Here is a 25,670-nt window from a genome sequence, read left to right on the forward strand (position 1 = left end):
CCGCGCGGCGCCGGCCCGGGTTACACTGCGCGGCTTACATTCGCCGCTTACCTACACCGGGCTAACAATGCTGCAGAAACTCCGCGATCGGTCATCGGGCTGGGTTGCCACGGTCATCATCGCCCTGCTGATGATTCCGTTCCTCTTCGTCGTCGACCAGAGCTACCTCGGTGGCATGGGCGCCAACAACGTGGCCCAGGTCAAGGCGCCGCCGTCGTGGTGGAAGGGCGCGCCCGGCTTCTGGCCGGTCTCGCTGCTGTGGGAGCACCAGGAGGTCAGCGGCGAGGAGTTCCGCCAGCGCTTCGAGCAGGCCCGGATGCTGGCCCGCCAGCAACAGGGCGAGGCGTTCGACCCGCGCCAGTTCGAGAGCATCGAGAACAAGCGCCGCGTGCTGGACGAGCTGATCGACGAGAAGGCGCTGCTGCTGGCCGCCGGCCGCGAGGGCGTGGTCGTCTCCGACGCCGCGGTGCGCGAATACATCGCCTCGATCCCGGCATTCCAGGTGGACGGCAAGTTCAACATGGACGCCTACCGCATGGCGCTGTCCTCGCAGTACCCGCCGCGCACCCCGAGCCAGTTCGACGAGCTGGTACGGCAGTCGCTGCGGCAGTCGCTGGTGCCGATGGCGGTGGGCAACTCGGCCTTCGTCACCGACGCCGAGCTGGACCGCCTGCTGCGCCTGTCCGGCGAGACCCGCGACGTCGAACTGGTGGTGCTGCCGCCGGCGCCGGAGGACACCGCAGCGGTGACCGACGACGACGCCAAGGCCTGGTACGAGGCGCACACCGCCGACTTCATGCGCCCGGAACGGGTGGGCATCGAGTACGTGGAAGTGACCGCGCAGCAGGTGCCGAAGCCGGCGCCGGCCGACGAGGCCACCCTGCGCCAGCGCTACGAGGAAGAGAAGCTGCGCTTCGGCGAGCCGGAGCGCCGCCTGGCCTCGCACATCCTGGTGCGCGTGCCGGAGGGTGGCGACGCCGCCGCGGCCGAGCGCAAGGCCGCCGAGCTGGCCAGGCAGGCCGCCGCGCCGGGTGCCGATTTCGCCGCGCTGGCGCGCGAGCATTCCGAGGACCCGGGTTCGCGCGATGCCGGCGGCGACCTGGGCTGGGTCGAGCGCGGCACCATGGTGGCGCCGTTCGAGGAAGCGCTGTTCGCGATGCAGGCTGGCGAGGTGCGCGGCCCGGTGAAGACCGACTTCGGCTGGCACGTGCTGCAGCTGCGCGAGGTCAAGGAAGGCGCCGCGCGCCCGTTCGAGGAAGTGCGCGACGAGCTGGCGCGCGAGCTGGCGCAGGCCGAGCGCGAACGCGCCTTCAGCGAACTGGTTGGCCGCCTGACCGACCTGGCCTACGAGAACCCGTCCTCGCTGGAACCGGCCGCGCGCGAGCTGAAGCTGGAAGTGCGCAAGCTCGGTCCGTTCAGCCGCGACGACACGGTCGGCATCGCCGCGGCGCCCGAGGTCAAGCGTGCCGCGTTCTCCGAGGCCCTGATCGAGGACGGCACCGCCAGCGACCCGATCCAGATCGGTCCGCAGCACAGCGTCCTGATCCGGGTGGTGGAGCACGAGCCGGCCGAGGCCATGCCGCTGGCCGAGGTGCGTGGGCAGGTCGAGGCCGCGGTGCGTGCCGACCGCCGCAACAAGGCCGCGGTGGCCGCCGCCGAGGCCGCGCTGGAGCGCCTGCGCAAGGGCGAGGCGCTGGCCGCGCTGGCCACTGCCGAGGACGGCGTCATGCCGCTGCCTGGCCTGCCGCGTGGCGCGCCGGTGCCTTCGCGCGAGGCCAACCGCGCCATCTTCGCCGTGGCCGCGCCGGAAGAGGGCAAGGCCGCGTTCGGCCGCTTCGCCCTGCCGGATGGCCGCCAGGCGGTGTTCGCGGTCAATGCCGTGCATCCGGGCAAGCCGGAGGAACTGCCGCAGGAGCAGCGCGCCCTGCTGCGCCAGCAGTTCGCCCAGATCGACGGCGCCGCCGCGGCCGAGGACTACATCCGCCGCATCCGCAGCCAGTTCAAGGTCCGCATCGACGAAACCCAGCTTTGACGGGAGCGGCGATTGGGGCCAAAAGAACGGGGGCGCCTCCTGGCGCCCCCCTTTTTTTTGTTTGTTTGATGGGTGGCCCCGCCCACTCACTCCACGCGCAACTGCATCCCCGGCCGCAGCACGCTGTTGGCGTTGAGGTTGTTGAGTTCCAGCAGCTGGCGCACGGCCACGCCATAGCGCCTGGCGATCACCCAGGCCGACTCGCCGCGGCGCACGGTGTGCACCCGGGTGGTCGCCACCGCGGGTGCTTCCTCCACCTCCGCGGTGGCACGCACCGGCGCCAGCGCCACCGGCGCCGGCGGTGCGATGGCCTGCACCAGGGCCAGCGGCGGGCTGGTCCAGCGCTGGCCCAGGGCAGGGTTGAGGCGGCGCAGCACCGTTGGATCCTGGCCGTTGCCCAGGGCCCAGGCCTCCAGTCCGCCGGCGCCTTCCAGCGGGCGCGCCTCCAGGTGCAGCACCGGACGGTCCAGCCGCGCCATCCATTCCGCTTCCTCGCCGGCGCGGGTCAGCACGCAGGCCAGGGCGTGGAGCTTGTCGACATAGGCATAGGTGACGCCGGACAGGCCCTGCAGCGAGCCTGGCGTGGCCTCCAGCGCCTGCTCGCCGCTATGGCGCAGCGCCCGCAGCACGCGCGACTCGCCGGCGTTGTAGGCCATCGCGGTCAGGCGCCAGTTGCCGCCGAGCATGCCGTTGAGCTTGCGCAGGTACTGCACCGCTGCGCGGGTGGACTCGGCCGGCGACAGGCGGCCGTCGTAATGCTTGGTGACCGGCACCCCGTGGTGGCGCGCGGTATGGGTGACGAACTGCCACAGCCCCGCCGGACCGCCGCCGTTGCGCGCGCCGGGGGCGTAACCGCTTTCCACGAACGGAATCAGGGCGTATTCGGTCGGCAGGTGCGCCGCGCGCAGGGCGTCGACCACGTGGCCGAACAGGGGCAGGGCGTCGCTGTCCGGATCGGCCAGGCGCGCCGGCGCATGGCGGAAGTGTTGCTCGTAGCGGGTCGCGCCCGCGTCGCAGCCAGGCTCGGCCAGGCCATCCAGGAACGCCTGGTAGATCTCGCGCCCGCTGCGCATGCCCTCCGGCAGCTCGGGGGAGGCGTCAGCGGCCGGCGCGTCCGCATCCGGCGCCGCCGACTCGCTGGCCGGCGCGGGTGGCTCGGTGGCCGCCGGGTCGGGGCGGGGCTCCTGGGCGAAGGCCGCACAGGAGCACGCCACCAGCACGGCGGGCCAGGCGCGCCTCATGCGCCGAACCCGTCCTTCCAGGCGCGCAGGGCGCCGAAACACTCCGCGTCGCTGCGCGGGGCATGGCCCAGGCGGTGCGCCGCCGCCTCGCGCACGGCCGGTTCGGCGCAGCGCAGGAACGGGTTGGTGTCGCGCTCGGTGGCCAGGGTGACCGGCACGGTGGGCTGGCCGGCCTCGCGCTGGGCGCGGGCCTCGGCGTGGCGCCGGACCAGGGCCGGATTGCCCGGCTCAACCGCCAGGGCGAAGGCGGCATTGGCCAGGGTGTATTCATGCCCGCAGCACACCAGGGTCTGGTCGGGCAGGGCGGCCAGGCGCTGCAGGGAGTCATGCATCTGCTCGGCATCGCCCTCGAACAGGCGCCCACAGCCCAGGCTGAACAGGGTATCGCCGCAGAACAGCACGCCTTCGACCAGATAGGCCACATGGCTGCGGGTATGCCCCGGCACGGCGATCACCCGGATCTCGCGCCCGGCCAGCTGCAGCCGCGCGCCGTCGGTGGCGCGCTCGGTGGCGTGCGGGATGCGCGGGTCCTCCGGCGCGACCACCGGCAATCCCGGCCAGCGCTCGAGCAGCTCCGGCACCCCGGCGCAGTGGTCGGCGTGGTGGTGGGTCAGCAGGATCGCGGCGGGCACCATCCCGCGCCCGGCGGCGGCCAGCACCGGCTCGGCGGACCCGGGGTCCACCACCAGCGCCCTGCCTGCACCCATGGCCCAGACATAGTTGTCCTGCAATGCCGGCAGCGGGGTCGGTCGCATAGAATCGGGACCATGCCTGCGCCCGCCACCCGCCGTCAACCCGGTGCCCCGGCCTGGTTCAGCGCCCCGCAGGGCCGGATCCTGCTGGCGGCGGAGCGCCAATGGGTGCTGCGGCGCCTGGCTGAACGGCCGGTGCAGCCGTGGCTGTGGCTGTGCCCGGAGGCCCCGGAGGACTGGGTCCCGCCGCCCGCACGGGGCCTGCTGCTGCACCATGGCGGCGGCGCCGGCGGCTACCAGGGCAGCGTGCGCTGCGACCTGCCCCTGCCGGTGGCCAGCGGCTGCATCGCCCACGTGGTGGTGCAGCACGCCCCGTCGCGGGGACTGCAGACCCTGCTGGAGGAGTGCGAGCGGGTGCTGCTGGACGGCGGCCGGCTGTGGCTTTGCACCTTCAACCCGTACAGCCCGTACCGCCTGCGTGCCGGCCTGGCCGGGGTCGCGGCGCGCCCGCTGGGCGCCTGGATCCAGCGCCTGCACGCCCTCGGCCTGGTGGCGGTGGCGCCGCCGCGCTGCGTCGGGCCGCGCTGGCGTCCGCGCGAAAGTGCTGGCAATCCCGGCGGGGGCGCGGCATCGTTGCGCGCCGGGTGCGTGCTGGAGTTCGAAAAGCGCGCGCTCGCGCCGGTGGGACCGGTGCCGGCAGGCTGGCGGCGACCCGGGGCCGCGCCGGCGGCCTGAACACGGAAACCTGATGAAGAAGATCGAGATCCACACCGATGGCGCCTGCTCCGGCAACCCCGGGCCGGGCGGCTGGGGCGCGCTGCTGCGCTACAAGGCCCACGAACGCGAGCTGTCCGGCGGCGAGCCGGTCACCACCAACAACCGCATGGAACTGATGGCCGCCATCAGCGCCCTGGAGGCGCTGACCGAGCCCTGCGAGGTGGTGCTGTTCACCGACTCGCAGTACGTGCGCCAGGGCATCACCGAATGGATGCCCGGCTGGGTGCGCCGCGGCTGGAAGACCGCCGGCGGCGACCCGGTCAAGAACCGCGACCTGTGGGAGCGCCTGCACGCGGCCTGCCAGCGCCACAGCATCGAGTGGCGCTGGGTCAAGGGCCACAACGGCGACCCGGACAACGAGCGCGTGGACGCGATCGCCCGCGCTGCGTCCCAGCAGGCCCGGGCCGCGGCGCGGTAAACTTGCGCCGATGCGCCAGATCATCCTCGATACCGAAACCACCGGCCTGGAGTGGAAGAAGGGCAACCGCGTGGTCGAGATCGGCTGCGTGGAGCTGCTGGAGCGGCGCCCGAGCGGGCGCAACTTCCACCGCTACCTCAAGCCCGACTGCGAGTTCGAGGCCGGCGCCCAGGAAGTCACCGGCCTGACCCTGGAGTTCCTGGCCGACAAGCCGTCGTTCGAGGAGATCGTCGACGAATTCCTCGAATACATCGACGGCGCCGAGCTGATCATCCACAACGCCGCGTTCGACCTCGGCTTCCTCGACTACGAGCTGTCGCGTTGCGGCGAGCACTACGGCCGCATCGCCGACCGCTGCACCGTGGTCGACACCCTGCTGCTGGCGCGCGAGCGCTTCCCCGGCCAGCGCAATTCGCTGGACGCGCTGTGCAAGCGCCTGGGCGTGGACAACTCGCACCGCCAGCTGCACGGCGCGCTGCTGGACGCGCAGATCCTGGCCGACGTCTACATCGCCCTGACCTCCGGCCAGGAGGAGATCGGCTTCGCCGAGGTCGAGGCGCCGTCCACCGGCCCGGCGGTGGCCACGGTCAGCTTCGCCCCGGTGGCCGGCGAGCGCCCGCGCATCGCGGCCGCGCCGGAGGAGCTGGAAGCGCATGCGCGCCGCCTGGCACACCTGCGCAAGAAGGCCGGGCGCGCGCTTTGGGACCAGTACGAGCCGCTGCCGGAACCGGAAGCCGAGCTGCAACCGGCCTGAGCCGGTGCCTCAGTGGCAGCGCACCAGCACCGCGGTGACGTTGTCCGAACCGCCGCCGTCCAGCGCCGCCGCGACCAGGATGTCCACGCATTCCTGCGCGCTGCAGTCCTGCCAGGACAGCACCTCGGCGATACGCGCGTCGTCCACTTCCTCGGTCAGCCCGTCGCTGCACAGCAGCAGCTGCATGCCCGGGCGCAGTTCGCCGGACATGGTCGCCACCTTCAGGTGCGCCGGATCGGTCACGCCCAGGGCCTGGGTGACCGCGCTGCGCTGCGGGTGGGTGCGCGCCTCCTCGGGCGTGAGGCTGCCTTGGGCGATCAGTTCCTGCACGTAGCTGTGGTCCTGGCTGAGCTGGGCCAGGCGGCCGTCGCGCCACAGGTAGGCCCGGCTGTCGCCGATCCAGGCCACCTCGAAGCGCTCGCCCTGGACCCGCAGGACCACGGCCGTGGTGCCCATGGGCAGGGCGTCGTTGCGGCGGCGCGAGGCACGGATGATCTCCTCGTCGGCCACCCGCAGCGCCTGTGCCAGCGGCGTGCCCTGGCGCACCTCGCGCACGATCGCCTCGCGCGCCAGCGCGCTGGCGACCTCGCCGCAGGCGTGCCCGCCCATGCCATCGGCCACCAGCCACAGCCCCAGCTCGCTGTCGCCGTAGTACGTGTCCTCGTTCAGCGCCCGGCGCAGGCCGGGGTGGGTGAGGTGTCCGAATTCGATCATGAAGGCCCGGGGCGAGGCTGCGCTGGAGTAGCGTGCAATCATCCGGGCCGGCCGTGCCGCGGGCAAGGTTTGCTTGCGGGGGCGGCCCGCCGGCACGCTTGGCTTGTCCGCGCGCGCCGCGCCACGTATCATTCCCGCCCCGGCTGCGGCCGGGCCACCGGAGAGGTGGCAGAGTGGTTGAATGTACCTGACTCGAAATCAGGCAGGCGTTTATAGCGCCTCGGGGGTTCGAATCCCCCCCTCTCCGCCAGATGCAAATGAAAAGGCCCCCTCGCGGGGCCTTTTTATTTGCATCCGGTGAGGGGTGGCCTGGTTCGAACCCCTTGGTTCGACCACCCGCGAAGAGGGTGGCGCGAGGCGCGCAGCGCCTCGTCACAAACCGCGCAGCGGTTTGCACGGCGAAGCCGCCCGAAGGGCGGGCCCGCAGGCCGAGTGAATCCCCGGGCTCAGCGTGGCATGCCCGGCGAAGCCCCCGCAGGCCCCCGACGGACTCCGCTCCACGCCCGGGAGGGGCGCTGCCGGCCCGCCGGAGAAGGCTGCGGGGGAATGCCTTTCAGCCTCGGTTTCGCCGCAGGCGCTAGACTTGCGCCTTTCCAATCCCCTGGCTGTTCCCCATGTCCGAAATCCTCGTCCCCGTGTCCTTTGGCGAACTGCTGGACAAGATCGCGATCCTGCAGATCAAGTCCGAGCGCATGACCGACGAGGCCAAGCTGGCCAACGTGCGCAAGGAGCTGTCGGCGCTGGAGCAGACCTGGATGGCGCATCCGGCGGCCAACCGCGACATCGCCCAGCTGCGTGCCCGCCTGAAGGCGGTCAACGAGCGGCTGTGGGACATCGAGGACGAGATCCGGCTCAAGGAACGCGCGCAGGAGTTCGACGAGGAGTTCGTGCGCCTGGCCCGCAGCGTGTACTTCGAGAACGACGAGCGCGCGCGGGTGAAGAAGGAGATCAACCTCGCGCTGGGCTCGGCCTACGTCGAGGAGAAGTCCTACCAGGACTACCGCACCGGCGCTACGCCCTGAGCCGCGTCGCCGGCCGCTGTCCCGGCCGCGGCCAGTTCCAGGCCGCGTACCCGGACCAGGTGCCGGACCATGCGCAGGCGCTCGCCATGGGGCAGGGCCACGCCGTAGCCCCGGTGCAGGCGCTCGACCTCCTCCGCGCGGCCTGAACCCAGCGCGCCCAGTTGGGCCAGCACCAGCGCTTGTTCCTGCAGTTCCAGCGGATAGGCCTCCGGCCGCTGCAGCAGCGCCTCGCCGGTGCGCAGCATGGCTTCGGCATCGCGCGCGGCCGCGGCGGCGTACAGGTCCAGCACCGCGCGCACGGCCGCCGGCTGGACGTCGCGCTGGATCCACGCCGGCGCGATCCAGACCCGTTCCAGGTCCTGCGGCGGCAGGTGGCCCAGGGTGGCCGCCGCCACCGCGGCCGCGGCGCGGGTCCAGGTGGCCAGGTCGGCGACCGGACCCTGCGACAGCCCCAGCAGCGCCTGCAGCTCGTGTTCGGCCTCGGCCAGTTCGTGCTGGCGTGCCGGCAGGGGCGTGGCGCGCGGCTGCCCGGACAGCGCCGCGGCCAGCGCGATCGCGCGCTGCCGCGCCTGCAGCACGCTGTGCCCGGGCAGGGCGGCGACGGCCTCGCTGGCCGGCGGCAGGATCCGTCCCTCCATCAGGTCCAGCACCGGCAGGCCGTTGTCGGCAAGGCGCTGCAGGGTGTCGGCACGGTCGGCGCGGAAGCGCGTCCGCGGGCCCTGCAGCGAGACCTGCGGATGGAAATCGCTGTGCGGGGCGGCGCCCAGGGCGCGGACGTAGGTTTGCAGCAGGGCGCGGCCGCCCAGTTCGCGCACGGCCAGGGCGGCATCGCCATCCAGCCCGACCCGCGCGGTCTCCCGGGCCAGTTCGCCGGTGACCCGCAGGCGCGCCGCGTCGGCCGCCGGGCAGGTGCTGCGGCAGGCGACCACCACCAGGTCGTTGTCCTGGGCCAGGTACAGGCGCGCGTCGGCGAAGTTCTCCAGCAGCGCGGCCAGGATCGAAGCCAGCAGCGCATCGTCGATTTCGTAGCTCTGCAGCCACTGCACCAGCAACCCGTCCTCGGCCAGGTGGCCGTGCAGGAAGCGGTAGAACTCGGTGGTGAAAAGGCCGGCCACGCCGCTGACCCAGGGGTTTGAGGGCTCGGACACGATCACGTCGTAGCGGCGCCGGCCGCTGGCGTAGAACCGGCGTGCGTCGTCGAAATGCACCTGCGAACGCGGATCCTGCAGCGCCCGCGCGATCCGCCGCGCGAACAGCTGCGCGCCGGCGCGGTGCACCAGTGGCTCGATCTCCACCGTCTCCACCCGCTGCACCCGGTCGCTGCCCAGCAGGGTATGCGTGGACAGGCCCAGGCCCCAGCCGATCACCCCGACCTGGCGCGGCTGCGGATGCAGCGCCAGCGGCAGCGCGCCCAGGCTCACCATGGTCAGCTCGTCGCCGCCGGGCGGGCGCTCCAGGTCCTGTGCCATGGCACCGTCGGACTTGCCATTGGTCAGCAGCGAGAGGGTCCCGTACGTGCCGGAGCGGACCACGCCGATGGTGGCGGTCTTGCCGTCGCGCAGGAACGGCACCTCCAGCGAAGCGTCCAGCCGCGCGTGGCCGGTGCGGAACGCGCCGGAGAGCTGGGTGCGTGGATCCGCCCGGCCCCACACCAGGGCCAGCAGCAGCGCCGCCACGGCGCTTCCCGACAGCGCGGCCAGCCGCGCCGGCTGCAGTTCGCCGCGCGCATGCGCCAGCAGCCAGAAACCGATGGCGATGTCGCCCACCGCGGCCAGCACCAGGCCCAGGCGCACGCCCAGCAATGGCACCAGCACGTGGGTCATCAGCAGCACGCCGGCAATCGCGCCGACGGTATTGGCCGCGTACAACCGTCCGATCGATGCCTCGCCACCGCCGGCGCGCAGCAGGCCCAGGGTGAACAGCGGCAGGGTGGTGCCGGCGAAGAACGCGGCCGGCAGCATCACCGCCATCGCCACCCCGGCGCTGCCGAGCAGGAACAGGCGGTAGCCGCCGTCGGTGCGCGATAGCGATTGCACCAGCGCCGCGGCCCAGTCGAAGGACTGCGCGAACGCCAGCAACGACAGCAACGCCGCCACGCCCATCGCGACCTGGGCGATCGCCGCGGTGCGCAGCGGATCGTCCAGGCGGCCGCCGCGACGATGGACCCAGGCGCCACCGCCGGCCAGGCCCAGCAGGAACGCGGCCAGCATCAGCTCGAAGCTGTGCACGGTGGTGCCCAGGGCCTGGTTGAGCAGGCGGATCCAGCCGATCTCGTAGACGAACGAGCAGGCACCCGACAGCAGCCCGGCCCACAGCACCGCGCGCAGCAGCGGGCTGTGCCGCGCGGACGCGCCATCGGGCGCTGAGGCCGCCGTTGCCCGCGTTGCAGCCACGCCGTCGCCGCGTGCCAGCCACGCCGCCACCGCCGCGACCAGCAGGTTGGCAAGGCCGGCCGCCGCCAGCGCCCCGGGCATGCCCAGCCGTGGCAGCAGCAGGAAGGTCGCGGCCAGCGCACCGGCGGCCGCGCCCAGGCTGTTGGCGAAGTACAGCCCGCCCAGCACGCGCGCGTCCTGGCCCTGGCGGGCGCGGATCCAGCCGGCGCTCAGCAGCGGGAAGGTCGCCCCCAGCAGGATGCAGGCCGGCAGGATCAACAGGGCCGCGCTAAGCCACGGATACAGCTGTGCGGCCAGGCCGTCGCCCAGGGCGGCGAGCACGCCCTCCGACAGCCGGGTATAGCCAACGAACACCGGGTGGAAGGCCAGCCCCAGCACGCCGATCGCGGCCTCGGCCGCCGCATAGGCCAGCACCAGCCGGCGCCAGCGCAGGCCCAGCCGCGCCGCGCCCCAGGCGCCCAGGGCCATGCCGCCCATGAAGATCGCCAGCACCAGGCTTTGCGCGTACGCCGCATGTCCCAGCACCAGGCCCAGGTAATGCGACCACAGCGACTGGTAGACCAGCCCGGCGAAGCCGGAAACCACGAACAGGCCCAGCACCGCGGCGGCGGGCAGGACGGGGGCCGGCAACCTTGCGTCGTCGGCCCGGCGCATCAGGTCCGGATCTGGGCGTCAGCGGCCATGGTCGGCACGGTAGCGCTCGAAGGCCTCGATGGCATCCTGCACGGTGACCAGTTCCATCACGCCTTCGTGCTCGATCTTGGTGCCCCATTTGAGGGCCGCGGCGGGCTTGCCGAGGTACTTGCGCGCCGCGTCGTCGTAACGGTCCACGCAGTAGCGGCGGTCCGAGTAGGGGCCACTGCGCGCCGGGTTGCTGGCCGCATGCAGGCCCAGCACCTTCGTGCCCATGGCGTTGGCGATGTGCATCGGCCCGGAGTCCGGTGTGACCAGCAGGTCGGCGCGCGCCAGCAGGGCCGGCAGCTGCTTGAGGGTGTCCTTGCCGACCAGGTCCAGCACCGGGGCGCGCATGGCCGCGACGATGGCATCGGCGGTGCTGCGCTCCAGCCCGCTGCGGCCGCCGCACAGCACCACCCGCCAGCCGCGCGCGGCGGCGTGGTCGGCCAGGGCGGCGTAGCGGTCCGGGTACCAGTTGCGGCGCTGGTGGCTGGAGCAGGGCGAGATCATCAGCACCGGGGCGCCATCGTCCGGCCATTGCGCCGCGGCCCATTCATGCGCCTCGGCCGGCACCGGCAGGTTCCACTCGACCTTGTCCTGGACCAGGCCCAGCGGCTCGCAGAAGCTGCCGATGGCGTCCAGCACGTGGATGCCCGGGCGGTCCGGGATGCGCTCGTTGATGAACAGGCCGTGCAGGTCCTTGGAGCGGGAACGGTCGTAGCCGACCCGGCGCCGCGCCGGCACGAAGGCCGACAGCACGTTGGCGCGCGCCGCCACCTGCAGCTGCAGCAACACGTCGAACCGCTCCGCCGGCAGCTGCCGGCGCAAGGCGCGCATCCCGGCCAGGCCGCTGCGCTTGTCGTAGACGTGGAAGGTGACGTCCTCCAGCCCTTCCAGCAGGCGCCGGCCGCCCGGATCGATGATCCAGTGCAGGTGGAGGCCCGGCCAGGCGCGCTGCAGCGTCCGTACCAGCGGGACCACGTGGGTGACGTCGCCCAGGGCGGACAGGCGCAGCAGGCAGATCGAGGGGCGCATCGGTCTCGGGGTGTTGTTAGACTCGCGAGGATGGTCGCGTTCGACGCAAACGAAGCCTTGTCGCCCTACCGCGCCGGCAGCGGTTACGGCGCCATTCTGTTCGACCGCGAACGGCTGCGGCAAGCCGGGCCGGAACTGTTCTCGCCCGCGGCCTGGGGCGAACGCGCGCGTCCGGTGGGTTCCGGCGGCCGCGGCGGCGCCTGGTTCGTGGACGCGCCGTTCGGCCCGTCGGTGCTGCGCCACTACCTGCGCGGCGGCCTGGCCGCCGCGATCAGCCGCGACCGCTACGTGTGGCGCGGCGCCGCCCGTACCCGCAGCTTCGCCGAGTTCCGGTTGATGCGCGAACTGCTCAAGCGCGGCCTGCCGGTGCCGCGCCCGCTGGCCGCCTCGTACCTGCGCCAGGGGGCGTTCTACCGCGCCGCGATCCTGCTGGAGCGGCTGGAGGGCGTGCGCTCGCTGGCCGACCGCGCCCAGGTGGCCGGCAGCGGCGCGCCGTGGGAGGAGACCGGGCGCCTGATCGCGCGCTTCCACCGCGAGGGCCTGGAGCACGCCGACCTCAACGCGCACAACATCCTTTTCGACGGCAACGGCCGCGGCTGGTTGATCGACTTCGACCGCGGGCGCATGCGCATCCCCGCCACCGGCTGGCGCGAGGCCAACCTGCGCCGGCTGCTGCGCTCGCTGCTGAAGCTGCGCGGCCAGCGCAGCGTGGAGGAGGTGGAGAAGGACTTCTCGCGCCTGCGCCGCGCCTACGAGCTGTCCTGGAACCGGGGCTGCTGAGATGGCCGCCTGGGCGCTGCGGCTGCACGGCGTGGGCAATGCCTCGGCGGTGGCGCTGGGCTCGCCCATGGCCACGCTCGAGCGCGACGGCCGTCCCTGGCTGACCATCGATTGCGGCGCCGAGGGCCTGACCGCGTTCGAGCAGCACTACGGCGGCCATCCGGACGCGTTGTTCGTCACCCACGTCCACCTGGACCACGTGGCCGGCTTCGAGCGCCTGTTCGTTTCCGCCTATTTCGATCCGGCGCGGCGCGGCCGCATCCGCGTGTACGTGCCGGCGCCGGTGGTGCCGCTGCTGCACCGGCGCATCGGCGACTACCCCAACGTCCTGGCCGAGGGCGGCGCCAACTTCTGGGATGCGTTCCAGCTGGTGCCGGTGGGCGATGCCTTCTGGCACGAGGGCGTGCGCCTGGAGGTGTTCCCGGTGCGCCACCACTGGCCCGAGACCGCCTTCGGCCTGCGCCTGCGCGGCAGCCTGGTGTGGAGCGGCGATACCCGTCCGATCCCGGAGACGCTGGCGCGCTACGCCGATGCCGGCGAGCTGGTGGCCCATGACTGCGGCCTGGTCGGCAATCCCTCGCACACCGGGATCGAGGACCTGGAACGCGAGTATCCGGCCGAGCTGCGCCAGCGCATGGTGCTTTACCACTACGCCAGCCCCGCCGACGGCGAGGCGCTGGCCGCCCGCGGCTATGCCGTGGGCCGCCCCGGCCAGGTGCTGGCCCTGGCCGAGCCCACCGCGCCGGTGGCGGAGGCTTCATGAGCGCGGTGCAGGCCCGCGCGCCGCTGCCCCGGGACCGGCTCGGGCGGCCGTTGCGCGACCTGCGCCTGTCGGTGATCGACGCCTGCAACTTCCGCTGCGGCTACTGCATGCCGGCCGAGCGCGTGCCCGACGACCACGGCACCCATGCCGCCGACCGGCTGTCCTTCGACCAGATCGAGACCCTGGTGCGCGGCTTCGTCCAGGTGGGCGTGCGCAAGCTGCGCCTGACCGGGGGCGAGCCGCTGCTGCGCCGGAACCTGCCCGGGCTGGTCGCGCGCCTGGCGCGCATCCCCGGGATCGAGGACCTGGCCCTGACCACCAATGGCGCGCTGCTGGCGGCGCAGGCGCGCGCGCTGCGCGAGGCGGGCCTGCGCCGGCTGACGGTGAGCCTGGATGCGCTGGATCCGGACGTGTTCCGGGCCATGTCCGGGCAACGCGGCGAGGTCGGCGCGGTGCTGGAAGGCATCGCCGCCGCCGAAGCGGCCGGGTTCGACCGGATCAAGCTCAACTGCGTGGTCCTGCGCGGGGTCAACGAGGACCAGGTGCTGCCGCTGCTGGAGCGCTTCCGCGGCAGCGGCCACGTGGTGCGCTTCATCGAGTACATGGACGTGGGCACCTGCAACGGCTGGGACCCGGCCCAGGTGGTGCGCGCCGAGGAACTGCGCGCGCGCATCGCCGCGCGCTGGCCGCTGCGCCCGCTGGCCGCCAGCTACGCCGGCGAGGTGGCGCAGCGCTACGCCTTCGCCGACGGTGGTGGCGAGGTCGGCTTCATCAGCTCGGTCAGCGCGCCGTTCTGCGGCGACTGCCACCGCGCCCGCGTTTCCGCCGATGGCCACCTCTACACCTGCCTGTTCGCAGACCGCGGCCACGACCTCAGGCCGGCGCTGGCCGGCGGCGGGCAGGGCGTGGCCGAAGCGGTGGCGCGGCTGTGGTCGGCGCGCGAGGACCGCTACAGCGAAATCCGCGGCCAGGCGCCGGCGCGCCGGCCCATCGAGATGTACCTGATCGGAGGTTGAGTGGCCACACGCACGTCTTCCCGCCGCGCGCCCGCCGCGCTGACCCATGTCGATGCCGAAGGCCGACCGGCCATGGTCGACGTATCCGCCAAGGACGTGACCGCGCGCAGCGCCACCGCGCAGTGCAGGGTCGCGTTCCCGGCGACGGTGGCGGCGCAGCTGCGCGCCAGCGGCATGCGCTCCAGCAAGGGCGGGATCATCGACACCGCGGTGATCGCCGGCACCATGGCCGCCAAGCGCACCCACGAGCTGATCCCGTTCTGCCATGCACTGCCGCTGGAAGGCGTGCGCATCGCCATCGACTGGCACGGCGAACGCGAGCTGCGGATCGAGTGCACCGCGCGCACGACCGCGCGCACCGGGGTGGAGATGGAGGCGCTGACCGGCGCCACCGTGGCCGCGCTGACGGTCTACGACATGACCAAGGCGTTGTCGCATGCCATCGTGCTGGGCCCGGCGAAGCTGCTGGGCAAGCGCGGCGGCAAGCGCGACTTCGGGCAGGTGGGATGATGGCGAGGGTGGCGCTGCTGTACTTCGCTTCGCTGCGCGACGCGGCTGGCTGCGAGCGCGAGGAAGTCGAGACCGCCGCGGCGGACCTGGCGGCGCTGTACGCCGAGGTCGCGGCCCGCCACGGCCTGCGCTGGCCGCGCGAACGCCTGCGGGTGGCGATGGACGGCGCCTTCGCCGCCTGGTCCGATCCGCCGCGCGAGGGCAGCGAGGTGGTGTTCATCCCGCCGGTATCGGGAGGCTGAGATGGGCGATCCGCGTACCCCGCTGGCCCGCTTCGAACTGGCCGATGCACCGTTCGACATCGCCCCGCTGCGCGAGGGCCTGCTGCGCGACGAGGCCGGCGCCTATGCCAGCTTCGAGGGCTGGATCCGCAACCACAACGACGGCCGCCCGGTCGGCGGCCTGTATTACGAGGCCTACGCCGCGCTGGCGCTGGAGGAGGGGCGGCGCATCGTCGAGGAAGCCGTGGCGCGCTTCGCCGTCGCCGGCGTGCACTGCGTGCACCGGGTCGGCGAGCTGCCGGTGGGCGGGCTGGCGGTGTGGGTGGGGGCCAGCGCCGCGCACCGCGACGCCGCCTTCGATGCCTGCCGCTACGTCATCGACCAGGTCAAGGCGCGGGTGCCGATCTGGAAACACGAGCGCTATACCGACGGCCCGCCACAATGGCTGCACCCGGACGGACCCGGCAGCCCGCCGCAGCCGTCCTGACGGGCAACCGGAGACCTTCCCATGGCGATCGCATTCCCCCTGCGCCTGGCCGCCCCCCTGTTCGCCATCGCCGCCGTCGCCGGCAGCGCCGCCGCCGGCACCCCGGAACTGCCGGCGCCGCCTGGCACCCTGCTGGTCGGCAACAAGGCCGCCAACACCCTGTGGCGGCTGTCGCTGGCCGACGGCCAGCGCCTGGGCGAGGCCCCGACCGCGCCGGCGCCGCACGAGATCGTGGTCAGCCGCGACGGCCGCATCGCCGTGGTCAGCGAGTACGGCCACCGCGAGCCTGGCCATACCCTGGGCGTGTACGACGCCCACGCCGGCCAGCTGCTGCGCCGGATCGACCTGGGGGCCAACACCCGCCCGCACGGGATGCGCTTCACCCACGACGGCGGGCACCTGCTGGTCACCACCGAGGGCAGCGACGCACTGCTGCAGGTCCGCCTGGACGGCCGCATCGAGCGCGTGTTCGACATCGGCCCCGGCAAGGGACACATGCTGGCGCTGTCGCCGGACGGCCGCCACGCCTATGTCGCCAAGGTCGAGGCCGGGACCGTGGCCCGGGTCGAGCTGGCCACCGGCGAAGTGCTGGAGAAGCCGGCCGGCGATGGCGCCGAAGGCATCGCCGTGGCCCGCGACGGTTCGGTGTGGGTGAGCAACCGCGAGGCCGATACCGTCACCGTGCACGATCCGGAAACGCTGGACGTGATCGCCACCCTGGACAGCCCCGGCTTCCCGATCCGGGTCGGCTTCAGCGCCGACGGCCAGCATGCGCTGGTGACCAACGCCCGCGCCGCGACCCTGGGCGTGTTCTCGGTGTTGCAGCGCCGGCCGCTGGCGGTGGTGGCGCTGGCCGAGCCGGGCGCCGAGTACCGCCAGACCATGCTTGGCCGCGCGGCCCTGCCGATTGGCGCCGTCGCCGACCCGGATGGCCGCCGCGTCTACGTCGCCATCAGCGGCGGCAACCAGGTCGCGGTGGTCGATACCGCGCGCTGGAAGGTGGTGGAGCGCTGGTACACCGGCGACGAGCCGGATGCCTTGGCCATCGTGCCGCCGGCGCCGGCCGCCGCACCCGCGCACGTGGCGCCCTGAGCCGCGCCCCGCGCCAGGCCCTTGCGTTCGCGCGGCGTCCCCCGCGAACGCCGGGACCATGGCCCGCGCGTTCCTGAACCGCCATTGGCGCCGCGCCGCGGCGATGGGCTAGAATGCGCGCCTCACCGGGCCGCGCGCTGCGCGGCCCGCGTCTATGGTGGCCCCGTCGGCCCCTCGCGACGCTAGGTCGAAAACCCCGCCAGGGCCGGAAGGCAGCAACGGTATCGATCGACGCGGGCGCCGAGGCAAGCCGGCGGGGCCGCCACCCTTCCGGGGCCCTGGAAAGCTGCGAAACGGCCCCTGGCATCGCGCGCGGTGGCGAGCGTCCTGGCCGCCTCGGCCACGGGATCGCACCGGGGCGCGCGCCTCAGTGCTCCACCACCCGGCACTGCCCGTAGGCGTTGAACTCCAGCCGCGTGCCGCCTTCGAGCACGAAGGTGTCGTCGGTGATGCGGCGGTGGTAGGCGCCGGTACGCGGATCCAGGGTCTCCACGCGGCGGTAGACGCCATGGCTCTGGCGGTCGACCGAGGCGTACTCGAGCGTCCACGCATGCGGCTGCCATCGGCAGCTCCAGGCCACGCGCTGGCGGCGGTCGCCGGCGCGACGCCCGCACAGCGGCGGCGAGAATGCGGTGCCATCCCACTCCTGCCAGACCCCGTCGCCGACGCGCATGCGCTCCGGCGGCTCGCCTTCGACCACGCATTCGAGCACCTGCGCCGCTGTGGCTGCCGGCACCTGCACCGCGGGCACTAGGGCGATGCCGGCGGCCATCGCGCGGCAGGCCTGGCGTGCAAGCCGGGCCATGCGCCCGCGGGTGCCTCGCGTTCCCTGGCGGCTGGTGGTCATTCCGGGCTCCGTGGCGGTCGCGGGAAGGCCACAGCATAGGGCCGCAGCGGTGGCGGAAGAGGGCGGCCAGCCAATGGCGGGGCGGCCGGTTGGAACCGGGGGGCGCTGGGTGACGCGCTACTCCGCCACCTTCACCACCAGCTTGCCGAGGTTGCGTCCCTGCAGCAGGCCCGCCAGCGCCGCCGGGGCTTGCTCCAGGCCGTCGACCACGTCCTCCACCAGCACGATGCGGCCCTCGCCGACCCACGGCTCCATGTCGCGCCGGAACGCGGCGAAGCGGCTGGCGTAGTGGTCGAGGATGATGAAACCCTGCATGCGCACGCGCTTGGACAGCAGGGTGGCCAGCAGGGCGGGGCGCCGGTCGCGTCCGGCCGCAGGGCCATCCTGGTTGTAGTGGGCGATGAAGCCGCACAGCGGGATGCGCGCATGCGGGTTCAGCAGCGGCAGCACCGCATCCAGCACGGCGCCGCCGACGTTCTCGAAGTACACGTCGATGCCGTCCGCGCAGGCGGCCGCCAGGTGGGTGCGGAAGTCCGGTGCGCGATGGTCGATGCACGCGTCGAAGCCGAGCACCTCCACCGCATGCCGGCACTTGTCCGCGCCGCCGGCGATGCCGACCACGCGCGCGCCATGCAGGCGCGCCAGCTGCCCGGCCACCGCGCCGACCGCACCGGTGGCCGCGGCCACGACCACGGTTTCGCCGGCCCGCGGCTGGCCGATGTCGAGCAGCCCCACGTAGGCGGTGAATCCCGGCATGCCCAGGCCGCCCAGCGCCAGCGAGGGGCGCGCCAGACCATCCACCGGGACCAGGTCGCTGCCGTCGGACAGCGCGTAGTCCTGCCAGCCGGCGTTGGCCTGCACCAGCGCACCGGACTGGAAACCCGGGTGGCGCGAGGCCACCACCCGGCTGATCGTGCCGCCGGGCATGGTGCCGCCCAGCGGCACCGGTGGCGCATAGCCGGGGCCCGCCTGGTCCATCAGGTTGCGCATGTAGGGATCGATCGACAGGAACAGCGTGCGCAGCAGCACCTGGCCCTCGCCGGGTCCGGGAACGGGCGCGGTTTCCAGGCGGAAGTCGTCCTCGGTTGGCAGGCCGCGCGGATGGGCGGCCAGGACGAGGCGGCGATTGCGGAGGGGAGCTTCCACGGTTGGCCTCCTCAGTGTCCGGGCGCGACCGCGACCGGCGAACCGCCGCGCGGCCCGAACTTCAGCGTGAGCGCCGCGCCCAGCGACATCGCCACCAGCGCGAACAGCGGCCCGCCCAGCGCGCCGATGCTGTCGACCAGGACGCCGCCACCGATGGCGCCGCTGGCGATGGCGACCTGGAACGCGGCCACCACCAGGCCGTTGGCGGCCTCGGCCTGGTCCGGCGCGGCACGCATGATCCAGACCTGGAACGCGACCGGGAACGCGGCGAACGCGAAGCCCCACAGGACGATCGCCACCGAAGTCAGCGCGGCCCAGTGTCCGGCCACCAGCATCGCCGCCGCCAGCACCGCGATCGAGGCGCTGCCCAGGACCACCGCCATGCGCTCGCTGCGCCCGGCCACGTGGCCGCCGGCGAGGTTGCCGAAGAAGCCCGCGATGCCGTAACCCAGCAGCACCGCCGAGATCGCGCCGATCGGCAGGCCGGCGACGTTTTCCATCAGCGGCCGCACGTAGGTGAAGCCGGCGAAGTGCCCGGAGATCACCAGCAGCACCGCCAGCAGCACCGCGCGCACCGGCGGGCGCCCGAGCAGCCGGACCAGGGTGTGCAGGTCGGCGGTACCGCGCGCCGGCAGCTTCGGCAGGGTGAGCCACTGCGTGGCCAGGGTCACCAGGCCGAGCACGCCGGCGGCGATGAACGCGCTGCGCCAGCCCCAGGTATCGCCCATCCACGCGCCAACCGGCGCGGCGCACACGGTGGCCAGCGACACGCCCGACAGCACCAGCGCCATCGCCCGCGCGAACCACGCCTCCGGGACCAGGCGCATGGCCAGTGGCCCGGCCATCGACCAGAAGCCGCCGAGGGCCACGCCCAGGACCACCCGCGCCGCCAGCAGGGTCCACAGGTCGCTGGCCCACACCGCCATGGCATTGGAGAGCACCAGCAGTACGGTCAGCCCCAGCATCACCAGGCGCCGGTCGATCCGCCCGGTCAGCACCGGCAGCGAAGGGCTGGCGATCGCCGCCACCACCGCGGTGGCGGTGACGGTCTGCCCGGCGGCGCCTTCGCTGACGCCGAGGTCGGCGGCCATCGCGGTCAGCAGGCTGGGCGGCAGGAACTCGGCGGTGACCAGGCCGAACACGCCAAGGGTCAGGGAGAACACCGCCGGCCAGCGCGCCGCCGGCCCGGCATTGGCCACCAGGGTGGTGGCATCGCAAACGGAACACTCGGTTCGGGACATGACAGCCAGCCAAGTGGGGGAGGGCGGCCACGTTAGGCGTAGGCTGTGGGCGTTTGAATGATGGAAAGTCCCTTATGCTTGACGATTCCTCCCGCCTGCATCGGCCGATCGAACCGCACGCCGGCGATCTGCTGACCCGCGTCCTGCTCGACATGCGCCTGGAAGGCGTGGAATACGGCCGCTGCGAGATGCGCGAGCCGTGGGCGCTGGCGTTCCCCGCCCAGCGCGATGCGCGCTTCCACTTCGTCGCCCGCGGCGAGGCCTGGCTGTGGACGCCGCACATGGAATGGAAGCACCTGCGGGCCGGGGACGCGGTGCTGCTGCCGCGCGGAAGCATGCACGTGCTGGCCAGCGCGCCTGACGTCCCGGCCATCGATATCCATGCGCTGGCGCGCCAGCCGGTCGCCGACAACCTCTACCTGCTGGGCAACGGCAGCGCCGCGGCGGCCGTGTCGGGCGCCGGCGCGCAGGCCGCGCCGGAGTGCGTGATGTTCTGCGGTGCGATGCGCTTCAACCTCGACCCGCTGCATCCGCTGCTGGCGATGATGCCGGAGGTGATGCATGCCGGCGCACTGGTCAGCCGCGATCCGGCCGTGCCGGTGCTGCTGGAGGCCATGGAACGCGAGGCCGAGGCGGACCGCATCGGCAGCTGCGGCATCCTTGCACGCCTGGCCGACGTGCTGGCCGCCAGCATCATCCGTGCCTGGGTCGAATGCGGGTGCAGTGACTCCACCGGCTGGATCGCCGCGGTACGGTGCCCGAAGCTGGGCAAGGTCATCGCCGCCATCCATGCCGATCCCGGGCGCAACTGGGACGTGCCCTCGCTGGCGGCAATCATGGGGGCCTCGCGCTCGCGTTTCGCCGAGTCCTTCACCCGCATCGTCGGCGAGACCCCGGCGCGCTACGTGGCCAAGGTGAAGATGTTCCAGGCCCGCCGCTGGATCCAGCGCGAAGGCATGCGCGTGGCGGTCGCGGCCGAGCGCCTGGGCTACGACTCCGAGGCGTCCTTCAGCCGCGCGTTCAAGCGGATCATGGGCGTGCCGCCGAGCGCGCTGCGGGCCGGGAACGCCTGAGCGCCGCAGGCCCGGCGGGTGCGGCCGGCCTGCCGGAACCGCAGGCGCGCACCGCCGCGGCAGGCCGCACGCAGCCTAGGCGTGGCAGGAGGAACGTTCGGCGGGCTGGGCCCGGACGGCGGCCGGCGCGGGCTGGCGGTTGGCCAGCCAGACTCCGGCCACCGCCAGCAGGCCGCCGACGGCCATCGACCAGTGCAGGTGGTCGCCCAGCGCCAGCACGCCCACCAGCACCGCCACCACCGGCACGAAGTTGGTGAACACCGAGGCACGCGTCGGGCCCACCGCGCGCACGCCGTCGGCAAACCAGATGAAGGCCAGCGCGGTCGCCAGCCAGGCCATGTGCAGTACCGACAGCCACACCCCGGCCGGGTAGTGCAGCACGCGCTGGGGATTGCCGCCCAGCGCCAGTGGCACCGCCAGCAGCGCCGCACCCGCCAGCACCGACGAGACGGTGGCCACCAGCGCGCTCAGGCCCACCGTGGCGATCCGCCGGCTCATGAACACATGCGCCGACCAGGCCAGCATGCAGCCCAGCGCAAACAGCTCGCCGCGGCCGACGGTGGTGGCCACGTCCTGCAGGTTGCCGCGGGTGAGGACCACCGCCGTGCCCAGCAGCGCAGCACGATCCCGGTCCAGCGCGAGGCGCTGGCGGCGGTGCCGAGCAGCACGATCGACGCCAGTTCCACCATCACCGGGCTGCCGGCGGTGATCAGCGCCGCGCGGGTTCCGGAAATGCTCTGCACGCTGGCCAGGAAGAACAGGGTGTAGGCGACCACGCCGGGGATGGCCAAGGCCAGGACCAGCGGCAGCTGCGCCCGGGTGATCCGCAGCGACTGCCCGCGCAGCACCGCGATCCCGGCCAGGGTCAGGCCGGCGAACAGGAAGCGCAGGAGGGCCACGCCCAGCGGATCGGCGTGCTGGGCGGTGTAGTGGCCGACATGGAAGGTCACCGCCCAGATCGCGGTGGCGCCCAGCATGCGCAGGTAGGTGCCGGCCAGGCTCCGGCCCGGCGGCGGGGTGGGCAGCGCGCTCATGCCGCCTTCCCTCCCGCGGCCCGGGTGATGTCCTGGGCCACGACCACCGGGACGACGTGGCCGTGCGCGGCGTCCATGGCGGCGATGATGTTGGCCAGGCTGCGGCGGCGGTCGGGAAACCCGATGGGCAGCTGGCCGTCGAAGTACGCGTTCTGCACGTCGATCACGGGCAGGGCGCGGCGGATGGAATGCATGGCGGACCTCGCAGGGGGAAAGCAGGGGAGCCATCTTCCTGTCCGCCCGGGAAGCCCGACATTGGCCTTTGCGACAGCGGGCAATGGAATCGGGCCAATCTCCGCAAGCCGGCGGTATGGCGTGCCGGCGCGTGCCGGCGGGCTGCGCCCGGCGCGGCCCGCGCACGATGGCAGCGATGTGCCGCGCCCGACCGATTGCCGGAATGCCCGCCGGTACGCCGAGGGCGACATGCCCACGTCCTCGGCAAAGCGCTGGCGCAGCGACAGCGAGGTGCCGAAGCCGGCGGCCTCGGCGACCTGATCGATGGCCAGGTCGGTGGTTTCCAGCAGGCGCTGCGCCAGGCGCAGGCGTTCGGTCGCGATCCAGCGCTGGGCCGAAGTACCCACCGCCTCGCGCAAGCGGCGGGTGAAGTTGCGCCGGCTCATCAGCGCCATGCCGGCAAGGGTGTCGATCGACAGCGGCTGGTCCAGGTGGCCGCGCGCCCATTCGACCACCGTGGCGAGGCGGTCGTCGGACACGCGCTCGGGCACCGGCTGCTCGATGTATTGCGCCTGCCCGCCGTCGCGGTGCGGCGGCGTGACCAGCCGGCGCGCCACCCGGTTGGCTACCTCCGCGCCGTAGCGCCGGCGCACCAGGTGCAGGCAGCAGTCGATCGCGGCGACGGTGCCGGCCGAGGTGACGACGCGGCCGGTATCCACGTACAGCACGTCGGGCCGGAAGCAGGAGGTGGGGAAGCGCTGGCCGAAGCGCTCGCGCCAGGCCCAGTGGGTGGTGGCCGGCAGCCCGTCCAGCAGGCCCGCATCACCCAGCACGAACGCGCCCACGCAGAAACCGACGATGGTCGCCCCGCGCGCATGCGCGGCCGCCAGCGCCGAGGTGACCGCCTCCGGCGCCGGGACCTCAGGCGTGCCCCAGGAGGGGACGATGACGATGTCGGCGGTTTCCAGCGCCTCCAGCCCGTGCGCCACCTCGACGGGCAGGCCATCGGCCGTGGCCACCGGACCGGGCTGTTGCGCGCAGACCACCACCTCGTGGCGCGGCAGGCCGGCATCGCGGCGGTCGCGCCCGAACACCAGGCTGGGCACGGACAGGTGGAAGAGGCTGATGCCTTCGGAGGCAAGGACGGCGCTGCGCGGCATGGGGAGGCGGCCTGGTTGGCCCGATCGATGCTATGGCGGGGCATCCGGGCCAACAAGCGCCGGCCGGGCCACGCGGCGCTGGAAACGGGCCAGGACGTGCCGCCCGGCCGCATCATCGCCGGCACCGCCGCCGGTCGATATCCGGTCCGCCGGCTCGTCGTGCGGGCAGTCCCATGGAGGGAACGCGATGAAATACCTTGGCCTGGCCTATTACTCCCCCGAAGCCTTCGCCGCGATGGCGCCGGAGGCCGTCGCCGCACTCGTCGGCCAATGCCCGGAGCTGGACCGGAAGATGCAGGCCACCGGCAGGATGCGCCTTTCGGCCTCGCTGGCCGAGCCGCCGGCGCGCAAGACCCTGCGCCCGCGCGGCGGCAGGACGAGCATCAGCGACGGCCCGTACGCCGAGTCCAAGGAAGTGGTGGGCGGCCTGTTCGTGATCGAGGCCGACAGCGAGGAGGAGGCGCTGCGGATCGCCGCGATGCACCCGGCCGCGGTGCTGGGCGAAGAAGCCGGGTGGGCGGTGGAGCTGGTGCCGCTGGAGTTCTGCCAGGCCAGCTGAGCAGGAGAAGCTCGCATCGCCGTGGGCAAGGCGCTGGCGCGTAGCCCGGCTGAGCGAAGCGCACCCGGGGAGCAGGCGCGTTGGCGGCACCCCGTACTTGTCGCCGTGGCGCGACCCAGGTCATGCCACTACCGGCGTGGGCGACGGAAGTGTTCCGAAGGCGTTCTCGCCGCGTCTGCGCAGTTCGCTCCATGCCTGGGAGGCTTCGGTGACGGGGAATGGGGGCAATCGGCCTGTGCGGCCTCGCCGCCTGGTGATGGCTTCGCCGGTGCTCCATCCGTGCGAGCAGGAGCCTGCCGATCCTTCAGGTTTTCCGGTGTCCCGGTGCCTCGGGTGGTTCGAGTCAGGATCCCTCTCTCCGCCAGCGCGAGGAGGGATTGCGAGCCGCTGCGCGCCTCGCGCCACCTGCTACGCGGGTGGTCGAACCGTGAGGGGTTTGAACCAGCCCATCTCTCCGCCAGACACGAAAAAGGCCCCCTTGCGGGGGCCTTCGCTTTTCGTATCTGGCGGAGAGAGGGGGATTCGAACCCCCGAGGCGGTGTTTAGCCGCCTACACACTTTCCAGGCGTGCTCCTTCAACCACTCGGACACCTCTCCGGAACCTGCCGGGCCGTCGCAACGGCCAGCAGGGCCGGGGATTCTAGCGCCCGCGCGGCCTTGCCACAAGCGCGGGGCGGCCGGCGCGGCGGGCATGGCACAATGCCGGTCCTGCCGGAAACCCGGCCGAACGTGGTCTGCCGATGTCCTACCTGGTCCTCGCCCGCAAGTGGCGCCCGAAGCGGTTCTCCGAGCTGGTCGGGCAGGAACACGTCGTCCGCGCCCTGGGCAACGCCCTGGACAGCGGGCGGGTGCACCATGCCTTCCTGTTCACCGGCACCCGCGGCGTGGGCAAGACCACCATCGCCCGCATCTTCGCCAAGTCGCTCAACTGCGAGAAGGGCACCAGCGCCGAGCCCTGCGGCCAGTGCGCCGCCTGCCAGGACATCGACGCCGGGCGCTACATCGACCTGCTGGAGATCGACGCGGCCTCCAACACCGGCGTGGACGACGTCCGCGAGGTGATCGAGAACGCGCAGTACATGCCCTCGCGCGGGCAGTACAAGGTGTACCTGATCGACGAGGTGCACATGCTCTCCAAGGCGGCGTTCAACGCGCTGCTGAAGACCCTGGAGGAGCCGCCGGGGCACGTGAAGTTCCTGCTGGCCACCACCGACCCGCAGAAGCTGCCGGTCACGGTGCTGTCGCGTTGCCTGCAGTTCAACCTCAAGCGGCTGGACGAGGGCCAGATCGAAGGCCAGATGACGAAGATCCTGGCCGCCGAGGGCATCGAGGCCGACGCCGGGGCGATCCGCCAGCTGGCGCGCGCGGCCGACGGCAGCCTGCGCGACGGCCTGTCGCTGCTGGACCAGGCCATCGCCTACGCCGGCGGCGCGCTGCGCGAGGATGCAGTGCGGGCCATGCTCGGCAGCGTCGACCGCACCCAGGTGGCGGCGCTGCTGGATGCGCTGGCCGACGGCAACGGAGAGGCCCTGCTGGCCACGGTCGAGCGCCTGGCCGGGTTCGCCCCTGACTGGGGCAACGTGCTGGAGGCGCTGGCCGAGGCGCTGCACCGGATCCAGGTGCGGCAGCTGGTGCCGGGCGCGCGGCGCGAGGACGAGGGCATCGACGTGGACGCCTACGCCGGCCGGGTGCGGCCGGAGGTGGTGCAGATCTGGTACCAGATGGCGATCAACGGCCGCCGCGACCTGGACCTGGCCCCGGCGCCGCGGGTCGGCTTCGAGATGAGCGTGCTGCGCATGCTGGCGTTCCGGCCC

Annotated in this window: 26 protein-coding genes, 2 tRNA genes and 1 other RNA gene; 17 read left to right on the forward strand and 12 right to left on the reverse strand. The window is 73.0% G+C overall.

The window, feature by feature from the left end; translation table 11 throughout:
- Positions 1–67: 67 nt before the first annotated feature.
- Positions 68–2,032, forward strand: a complete 1,965-nt coding sequence (locus B351_RS0111055; protein ID WP_019399110.1) for a peptidyl-prolyl cis-trans isomerase — start codon at positions 68–70, stop codon at positions 2,030–2,032.
- An 86-nt stretch (positions 2,033–2,118) separates the two neighbouring features.
- On the opposite strand, the gene B351_RS0111060 is transcribed toward B351_RS0111055, so the two are convergent.
- Together B351_RS0111060 and gloB are read right to left on the reverse strand one after the other, a co-directional pair.
- A complete protein-coding gene (locus tag B351_RS0111060) occupies positions 2,119–3,273 on the reverse strand; it encodes a lytic transglycosylase domain-containing protein (RefSeq protein WP_019399111.1) in 1,155 nt (384 codons plus the stop codon).
- Complete coding sequence (gene gloB / locus B351_RS0111065) at positions 3,270–4,028, reverse strand: hydroxyacylglutathione hydrolase (RefSeq protein ID WP_026010625.1); 759 nt, start codon at positions 4,026–4,028, stop codon at positions 3,270–3,272. The genes B351_RS0111060 and gloB overlap by 4 nt, the downstream gene beginning before the upstream one ends.
- 12 nt (positions 4,029–4,040) lie before the next feature.
- Between gloB and B351_RS0111070 the strand changes: the two genes are divergently transcribed.
- Genes B351_RS0111070 through dnaQ form a run of 3 tightly spaced genes read left to right on the forward strand, consistent with a single transcriptional unit; the run spans position 4,041 to position 5,914 of the window.
- A complete protein-coding gene (locus B351_RS0111070) occupies positions 4,041–4,700 on the forward strand; it encodes a hypothetical protein (protein ID WP_019399113.1) in 660 nt (219 codons plus the stop codon).
- Positions 4,701–4,713: 13 nt separating this feature from the next.
- Positions 4,714–5,160 carry a ribonuclease HI gene (rnhA, locus tag B351_RS0111075; RefSeq protein ID WP_019399114.1) on the forward strand — a complete coding sequence of 149 codons (447 nt, stop codon included), beginning with the start codon at positions 4,714–4,716 and terminating at the stop codon, positions 5,158–5,160.
- Positions 5,161–5,170: 10 nt separating this feature from the next.
- Positions 5,171–5,914, forward strand: a complete 744-nt coding sequence (gene dnaQ, locus B351_RS0111080; RefSeq protein WP_019399115.1) for a DNA polymerase III subunit epsilon — start codon at positions 5,171–5,173, stop codon at positions 5,912–5,914.
- 9 nt (positions 5,915–5,923) lie between these two features.
- Here dnaQ and B351_RS0111085 read toward each other — a convergent pair whose 3' ends face one another.
- Positions 5,924–6,628 carry a PP2C family serine/threonine-protein phosphatase gene (locus tag B351_RS0111085; protein ID WP_019399116.1) on the reverse strand — a complete coding sequence of 235 codons (705 nt, stop codon included), beginning with the start codon at positions 6,626–6,628 and terminating at the stop codon, positions 5,924–5,926.
- A 159-nt stretch (positions 6,629–6,787) separates the two neighbouring features.
- On the opposite strand from B351_RS0111085, the gene B351_RS0111090 reads away from it, so the two are divergent.
- Together B351_RS0111090 and B351_RS0111095 are read left to right on the forward strand one after the other, a co-directional pair.
- A tRNA-Ser gene (locus B351_RS0111090) sits at positions 6,788–6,878 on the forward strand.
- A 364-nt stretch (positions 6,879–7,242) separates the two neighbouring features.
- Complete coding sequence (locus B351_RS0111095; protein WP_019399117.1) at positions 7,243–7,650, forward strand: DUF6165 family protein; 408 nt, start codon at positions 7,243–7,245, stop codon at positions 7,648–7,650.
- Here B351_RS0111095 and B351_RS0111100 read toward each other — a convergent pair.
- Together B351_RS0111100 and B351_RS0111105 are read right to left on the reverse strand one after the other, a co-directional pair.
- Positions 7,626–10,673 (reverse strand): hypothetical protein, encoded by a 3,048-nt coding sequence (locus B351_RS0111100; RefSeq protein WP_019399118.1) that lies wholly within the window; start codon positions 10,671–10,673, stop codon positions 7,626–7,628. The two genes, B351_RS0111095 and B351_RS0111100, sit on opposite strands and share 25 nt — an antisense overlap.
- A gap of 42 nt (positions 10,674–10,715) precedes the next feature.
- Positions 10,716–11,753 (reverse strand): glycosyltransferase family 9 protein, encoded by a 1,038-nt coding sequence (locus tag B351_RS0111105; RefSeq protein WP_019399119.1) that lies wholly within the window; start codon positions 11,751–11,753, stop codon positions 10,716–10,718.
- Between the two features lie 30 nt (positions 11,754–11,783).
- Between B351_RS0111105 and B351_RS0111110 the strand changes: the two genes are divergently transcribed.
- The 8 genes from B351_RS0111110 (at position 11,784) to ffs (ending at position 16,876) form a co-directional block, all read left to right on the forward strand.
- On the forward strand, positions 11,784–12,533 hold the full coding sequence (locus B351_RS0111110) for a 3-deoxy-D-manno-octulosonic acid kinase (RefSeq protein WP_019399120.1): 750 nt from the start codon (positions 11,784–11,786) through the stop codon (positions 12,531–12,533).
- A 1-nt stretch (position 12,534) separates the two neighbouring features.
- Positions 12,535–13,296 carry an MBL fold metallo-hydrolase gene (locus B351_RS0111115; RefSeq protein WP_019399121.1) on the forward strand — a complete coding sequence of 254 codons (762 nt, stop codon included), beginning with the start codon at positions 12,535–12,537 and terminating at the stop codon, positions 13,294–13,296.
- On the forward strand, positions 13,293–14,312 hold the full coding sequence (moaA, locus tag B351_RS0111120; RefSeq protein ID WP_019399122.1) for a GTP 3',8-cyclase MoaA: 1,020 nt from the start codon (positions 13,293–13,295) through the stop codon (positions 14,310–14,312). The genes B351_RS0111115 and moaA overlap by 4 nt, the downstream gene beginning before the upstream one ends.
- Complete coding sequence (moaC, locus tag B351_RS0111125) at positions 14,313–14,822, forward strand: cyclic pyranopterin monophosphate synthase MoaC (RefSeq protein ID WP_026010627.1); 510 nt, start codon at positions 14,313–14,315, stop codon at positions 14,820–14,822.
- On the forward strand, positions 14,819–15,064 hold the full coding sequence (locus B351_RS0111130) for a MoaD/ThiS family protein (protein WP_026010628.1): 246 nt from the start codon (positions 14,819–14,821) through the stop codon (positions 15,062–15,064). Before moaC ends, B351_RS0111130 begins: the two co-directional genes overlap by 4 nt.
- Position 15,065: 1 nt before the next feature.
- Positions 15,066–15,530, forward strand: a complete 465-nt coding sequence (locus B351_RS0111135) for a molybdenum cofactor biosynthesis protein MoaE (RefSeq protein WP_019399125.1) — start codon at positions 15,066–15,068, stop codon at positions 15,528–15,530.
- 21 nt (positions 15,531–15,551) lie between these two features.
- A complete protein-coding gene (locus tag B351_RS0111140; RefSeq protein ID WP_019399126.1) occupies positions 15,552–16,622 on the forward strand; it encodes a beta-propeller fold lactonase family protein in 1,071 nt (356 codons plus the stop codon).
- A 163-nt stretch (positions 16,623–16,785) separates the two neighbouring features.
- Positions 16,786–16,876: signal recognition particle sRNA small type (ffs, locus tag B351_RS17370), an RNA gene on the forward strand.
- Positions 16,877–16,989: 113 nt separating this feature from the next.
- On the opposite strand, the gene B351_RS0111145 is transcribed toward ffs, so the two are convergent.
- The 3 genes from B351_RS0111145 to B351_RS0111155 form a co-directional block, all read right to left on the reverse strand.
- On the reverse strand, positions 16,990–17,469 hold the full coding sequence (locus B351_RS0111145; protein ID WP_125076154.1) for a hypothetical protein: 480 nt from the start codon (positions 17,467–17,469) through the stop codon (positions 16,990–16,992).
- A 117-nt stretch (positions 17,470–17,586) separates the two neighbouring features.
- Positions 17,587–18,615, reverse strand: a complete 1,029-nt coding sequence (locus tag B351_RS0111150) for an NADP-dependent oxidoreductase (RefSeq protein WP_019399128.1) — start codon at positions 18,613–18,615, stop codon at positions 17,587–17,589.
- 11 nt (positions 18,616–18,626) lie between these two features.
- Positions 18,627–19,856, reverse strand: coding sequence for an MFS transporter (locus B351_RS0111155; protein WP_050992200.1), 1,230 nt, complete (start codon positions 19,854–19,856; stop codon positions 18,627–18,629).
- Positions 19,857–19,930: 74 nt separating this feature from the next.
- Here B351_RS0111155 and B351_RS0111160 point away from each other — a divergent pair, with 74 nt between their 5' ends.
- Positions 19,931–20,929, forward strand: a complete 999-nt coding sequence (locus B351_RS0111160) for an AraC family transcriptional regulator (RefSeq protein WP_019399130.1) — start codon at positions 19,931–19,933, stop codon at positions 20,927–20,929.
- A gap of 75 nt (positions 20,930–21,004) precedes the next feature.
- On the opposite strand, the gene B351_RS17145 is transcribed toward B351_RS0111160, so the two are convergent.
- From B351_RS17145 to B351_RS16730, 3 genes are read right to left on the reverse strand one after another with little or no spacing between them, the layout of a single operon-like run.
- Positions 21,005–21,427: an EamA family transporter gene (locus tag B351_RS17145; RefSeq protein WP_019399131.1), complete on the reverse strand. Its 423-nt coding sequence runs from the start codon at positions 21,425–21,427 to the stop codon at positions 21,005–21,007.
- Entirely contained in the window at positions 21,424–21,963 is a 540-nt protein-coding gene (locus B351_RS17150) for a DMT family transporter (RefSeq protein WP_050992201.1), read from the reverse strand. The genes B351_RS17145 and B351_RS17150 overlap by 4 nt, the downstream gene beginning before the upstream one ends.
- Positions 21,960–23,297, reverse strand: coding sequence for a helix-turn-helix domain-containing protein (locus B351_RS16730; protein ID WP_019399132.1), 1,338 nt, complete (start codon positions 23,295–23,297; stop codon positions 21,960–21,962). Before B351_RS16730 ends, B351_RS17150 begins: the two co-directional genes overlap by 4 nt.
- Before the next feature lie 187 nt (positions 23,298–23,484).
- Between B351_RS16730 and B351_RS0111175 the strand changes: the two genes are divergently transcribed.
- Complete coding sequence (locus tag B351_RS0111175; protein WP_019399133.1) at positions 23,485–23,856, forward strand: YciI family protein; 372 nt, start codon at positions 23,485–23,487, stop codon at positions 23,854–23,856.
- Between the two features lie 504 nt (positions 23,857–24,360).
- Here the strand turns inward: B351_RS0111175 and B351_RS0111180 are convergent.
- A tRNA-Ser gene (locus B351_RS0111180) sits at positions 24,361–24,453 on the reverse strand.
- Between the two features lie 143 nt (positions 24,454–24,596).
- On the opposite strand from B351_RS0111180, the gene dnaX reads away from it, so the two are divergent.
- On the forward strand, positions 24,597–25,670 hold a 1,074-nt coding region (gene dnaX / locus B351_RS0111185; RefSeq protein WP_019399134.1), incomplete at its 3' end, for a DNA polymerase III subunit gamma/tau.

It is taken from the genome of Pseudoxanthomonas sp. GW2 (assembly GCF_000283075.1).
Taxonomy (GTDB): Bacteria; Pseudomonadota; Gammaproteobacteria; order Xanthomonadales; family Xanthomonadaceae; genus Pseudoxanthomonas.

Excerpts from the sequence above, each read along its gene's own strand:
- B351_RS0111130 (WP_026010628.1), top strand. The coding sequence starts at position 14,819 with ATGATGGCGAGGGTGGCGCTGCTGTACTTCGCTTCGCTGCGCGACGCG.
- rnhA (WP_019399114.1), top strand. The coding sequence starts at position 4,714 with ATGAAGAAGATCGAGATCCACACCGATGGCGCCTGCTCCGGCAACCCC.
- B351_RS17145 (WP_019399131.1), bottom strand. The coding sequence starts at position 21,427 with ATGAGCCGGCGGATCGCCACGGTGGGCCTGAGCGCGCTGGTGGCCACC.
- B351_RS0111145 (WP_125076154.1), bottom strand. The coding sequence starts at position 17,469 with ATGACCACCAGCCGCCAGGGAACGCGAGGCACCCGCGGGCGCATGGCC.
- B351_RS0111160 (WP_019399130.1), top strand. The coding sequence starts at position 19,931 with ATGCTTGACGATTCCTCCCGCCTGCATCGGCCGATCGAACCGCACGCC.
- B351_RS0111155 (WP_050992200.1), bottom strand. The coding sequence starts at position 19,856 with ATGTCCCGAACCGAGTGTTCCGTTTGCGATGCCACCACCCTGGTGGCC.
- B351_RS0111055 (WP_019399110.1), top strand. The coding sequence starts at position 68 with ATGCTGCAGAAACTCCGCGATCGGTCATCGGGCTGGGTTGCCACGGTC.
- B351_RS0111095 (WP_019399117.1), top strand. The coding sequence starts at position 7,243 with ATGTCCGAAATCCTCGTCCCCGTGTCCTTTGGCGAACTGCTGGACAAG.
- B351_RS0111175 (WP_019399133.1), top strand. The coding sequence starts at position 23,485 with ATGAAATACCTTGGCCTGGCCTATTACTCCCCCGAAGCCTTCGCCGCG.
- moaA (WP_019399122.1), top strand. The coding sequence starts at position 13,293 with ATGAGCGCGGTGCAGGCCCGCGCGCCGCTGCCCCGGGACCGGCTCGGG.
- B351_RS0111085 (WP_019399116.1), bottom strand. The coding sequence starts at position 6,628 with ATGATCGAATTCGGACACCTCACCCACCCCGGCCTGCGCCGGGCGCTG.
- B351_RS0111070 (WP_019399113.1), top strand. The coding sequence starts at position 4,041 with ATGCCTGCGCCCGCCACCCGCCGTCAACCCGGTGCCCCGGCCTGGTTC.
- B351_RS17150 (WP_050992201.1), bottom strand. The coding sequence starts at position 21,963 with ATGAGCGCGCTGCCCACCCCGCCGCCGGGCCGGAGCCTGGCCGGCACC.
- B351_RS0111115 (WP_019399121.1), top strand. The coding sequence starts at position 12,535 with ATGGCCGCCTGGGCGCTGCGGCTGCACGGCGTGGGCAATGCCTCGGCG.
- dnaQ (WP_019399115.1), top strand. The coding sequence starts at position 5,171 with ATGCGCCAGATCATCCTCGATACCGAAACCACCGGCCTGGAGTGGAAG.
- B351_RS0111135 (WP_019399125.1), top strand. The coding sequence starts at position 15,066 with ATGGGCGATCCGCGTACCCCGCTGGCCCGCTTCGAACTGGCCGATGCA.
- B351_RS16730 (WP_019399132.1), bottom strand. The coding sequence starts at position 23,297 with ATGCCGCGCAGCGCCGTCCTTGCCTCCGAAGGCATCAGCCTCTTCCAC.
- gloB (WP_026010625.1), bottom strand. The coding sequence starts at position 4,028 with ATGCGACCGACCCCGCTGCCGGCATTGCAGGACAACTATGTCTGGGCC.
- B351_RS0111110 (WP_019399120.1), top strand. The coding sequence starts at position 11,784 with ATGGTCGCGTTCGACGCAAACGAAGCCTTGTCGCCCTACCGCGCCGGC.
- B351_RS0111140 (WP_019399126.1), top strand. The coding sequence starts at position 15,552 with ATGGCGATCGCATTCCCCCTGCGCCTGGCCGCCCCCCTGTTCGCCATC.
- B351_RS0111060 (WP_019399111.1), bottom strand. The coding sequence starts at position 3,273 with ATGAGGCGCGCCTGGCCCGCCGTGCTGGTGGCGTGCTCCTGTGCGGCC.
- B351_RS0111105 (WP_019399119.1), bottom strand. The coding sequence starts at position 11,753 with ATGCGCCCCTCGATCTGCCTGCTGCGCCTGTCCGCCCTGGGCGACGTC.